This is a genomic window from Veillonella sp., from assembly GCF_019414865.1.
Taxonomy (GTDB): Bacteria; Bacillota; Negativicutes; order Veillonellales; family Veillonellaceae; genus Veillonella.
Window position 1 is genome coordinate 1 of the sequence record NZ_DXLG01000158.1, and the last position, 3030, is coordinate 3030.

Annotated in this window: 3 protein-coding genes; 1 reads left to right on the forward strand and 2 read right to left on the reverse strand. The window is 38.5% G+C overall.

From position 1 onward, the window contains the following. Positions 1–190: 190 nt before the first annotated feature. Positions 191–469 carry a metal-sensing transcriptional repressor gene (locus QZ334_RS07690; protein WP_004695033.1) on the forward strand — a complete coding sequence of 93 codons (279 nt, stop codon included), beginning with the start codon at positions 191–193 and terminating at the stop codon, positions 467–469. Between the two features lie 191 nt (positions 470–660). Here QZ334_RS07690 and QZ334_RS07695 read toward each other — a convergent pair whose 3' ends face one another. Beyond that, positions 661–921 carry an HPr family phosphocarrier protein gene (locus QZ334_RS07695; protein ID WP_060924393.1) on the reverse strand — a complete coding sequence of 87 codons (261 nt, stop codon included), beginning with the start codon at positions 919–921 and terminating at the stop codon, positions 661–663. A gap of 149 nt (positions 922–1070) precedes the next feature. Further along, positions 1071–2798 carry a phosphoenolpyruvate--protein phosphotransferase gene (gene ptsP, locus QZ334_RS07700; protein ID WP_295233367.1) on the reverse strand — a complete coding sequence of 576 codons (1728 nt, stop codon included), beginning with the start codon at positions 2796–2798 and terminating at the stop codon, positions 1071–1073. Positions 2799–3030 lie beyond the last annotated feature (232 nt).

Genomic DNA, 3030 nt, shown 5'->3' on the forward strand with positions numbered 1-3030 from the left:
GACCTTGCTATATAGCGGCTATAAAAAGAATTATAATAATATAAAAGAGAAAGTCTTAATATTTACAACCAAACGTATATCTACATATGTAGATTTTATGCATATGAAGTATACTTATTAAGTTGTATTATAAACTTTACATAGAGTATAATAGTAAAGATGATAAAAACATGCCCATTGGAGGAGTATTATGAAACAATGTATGGATTCAGAAAATCTACATCGTCGATTGCGTAAAATCCTTGGTCAAGTGCAAGCTATTGATCGAATGATTGAAGAAGACATTCCATGCGAAGATGTGTTGAGCCAAATTAATGCAGCTAAATCTGCACTACATAAAGTAGGTCAAGTAGTTCTTGAAGGACATATCAACCACTGCGTGCGAGATGGTATCGAACATGGTGACGTAGAGAAAACCATTAGCGACTTTACAAAAGCTGTAGAGCGTTTTGCAAACATGGGAAAATAAAGAAGAGGCTAAGAGACCTCTTCTTTTTTTACCAAAAACAAGGCTCTACTAAATCTCGAAGCCCCCACAAAAAAAGCAGATAAAAATCAGGGTTATAGGACAAAAATCAACTCTAATTAAAGCATCCATCATATATGGCTCAAGAAAAAAGGACTCTACATTCGTAGAGTCCTTTATATTACCACAAAGTATTAGTCGTGATTAGTTGTTAAGAATTCGCTCAATGCAGTGAGTGCATCGTCTTCGTCAGCACCGTCAGCTGTCAATGTAACAGATGTGCCTTTTGTAGCGCCCAAAGTCAATACAGTTAAGATGGATTTAGCATCAGCTGTTTTACCGTTAGCAGCGATTGTCACTTTGGAAGCGTATTTAGCAGCCAATTGTGTGAAAGCTGTAGCAGGACGAGCATGTAAACCAGATTCGTTAGTAATTTCTACTGTTAATTCTTTCATGATAACCTCTTTCTATCTCGATAGGTAGTACCTATCCCATACGTTCTAATAGATATATTGTATCAATTTCAAGCATTTTAATTCAAGTATATAAAAAGTTCTTTGCTATATACTGATGAGCTTAACACTTTTCTTAGAGTTATACAGAATTATAATAAGTCTTTTTCAGCTAGTACAGATTTAGCATAGTCTGTAATTTCTTCAGCTGTATCCATAGTAAGTACTTTATTAGCCACCTCTTCACATTCTACTTTAGAAACGGAACGCAAGATTTTCTTAATAAGTGGTATAGATGACGCTGTCATAGAGAATTCATCAAGGCCAAGGCCTAATAGAATCATCGTAGCTACAGGGTCACTAGCTAGTTCACCGCACATGCCTGTAAATTTACCTTGTTCATGGCTCGCATCGATAACATGCTTGATAAGACGTAATACACCTGGATGCAATGGTTGATATAGAGAACCAATAGACTCGTTCATACGGTCTACCGCCAGTGTATATTGGCATAAATCATTTGTACCGATACTGAAGAAGTCCACATATTTTGCTAAGATTGGAGAAATAACAGCCGCCGCTGGTACTTCGATCATAATACCAACCTTGATATCCTTGTTGAATTCTTTGCCTTCAGCTGTAAGTTCAGCCTTACATTCTTCAAGCATAACATTCGCTTGTTTCACTTCTTCTACGGAAGCAATCATAGGGTACATGATGTGAATATCGCCAAAGGAACTAGCACGCAATAACGCACGTAATTGTACTTTAAAGATATCCGGACGGTTCAAGGAAATACGAATCGCACGATAACCAAGGAATGGATTCATTTCACTTGGCAAATCAAGGCATTTCAATTCTTTATCGCCACCGATATCCATGGTACGGATAATAACAGGTTGGCCCTGCATATCTTCTGCAACCTTTTTATATTCTTCAAACTGTACATCTTCTGTTGGCAACTCGTCGTTTTCCATGTACAAGAATTCTGTACGATATAAGCCAATACCTTGTGCGCCCATAGTAAGAGCGTGTTTAGCATCTTTAGACTTACCGATGTTACCAAATAGTTCTACATGATGACCATCAGTTGTTGTAGCTTCAAGATTGGCGGATTCGCGCAACCGTTTCAATTCCTCTTGGTATGCAGCCGCTTGATTTGTATATTCAGTCCAATCCGCATCAGATGGATTTGTTTCCACAATACCATCTGTACCAAGTACAACTGCTTTCTCACCATCTACGAAGCCTTCAATATCACCAACGCCCATAACGGCAGGGACTTCCAAGGTGCGCGCCATGATAGCCGCATGAGATGTAGGACCACCAGCAGCTGTTACAATGCCTTTTACCACATTTTTATCAAGAGAAGCTGTATCAGATGGTGCCAAATCATGAGCCACCAAAATAACCTCTCCAGAAATATGGGATAAACCACGAGGGTTCATGCCTAACATATTGCGCATCAAACGATCACCAATATCTTTGATATCTGCACCGCGTTCACGCATATATGGATCTTCCATACCGAGGAAGATATTCGCAAAGGTTTCAATAGTTTGAGCTGTAGCCGCTACCACATTTGTATGGCTAGTCTCAACAAGGGATTTAATACCATCAGACAAGGATGGGTCTTGCGCGATTTGCATATGCGCTTCGAAAATAGCCGCCTCTTCAGGGCCCATGTCTTTCAACGCCTTTTGACGAATTGTATCTAATTGCTTTAAGGTAGCTGCCATAGCAGAAGCGAACTTACCAATTTCCGCTTCTACCTTATCCTCTGCTACAGTGTAATCAGGAATGACAATTTCCTCTTGAATATATCTATATACATTGCCTACTGCAACGCCACGAGATCCAGAAATCCCTTGAATTCGCATATGTGTTCCTCTTTCTATTACGATAAACTACATTACTCTATATTCTATCATTTCTCTGACAAACAATAAAGTAATAGAGCCCTTTATATCCGCCTATTTAATCGTCCCACGTGGGTTATTTTTCGCTTACTTTCGCTATAATTTTATAAAGTTCCACCACATAATTAAGGGTCATTTATGATATAATGATATAATAATATAGAATCTGTCTCTTATACACATCTGACGCTGC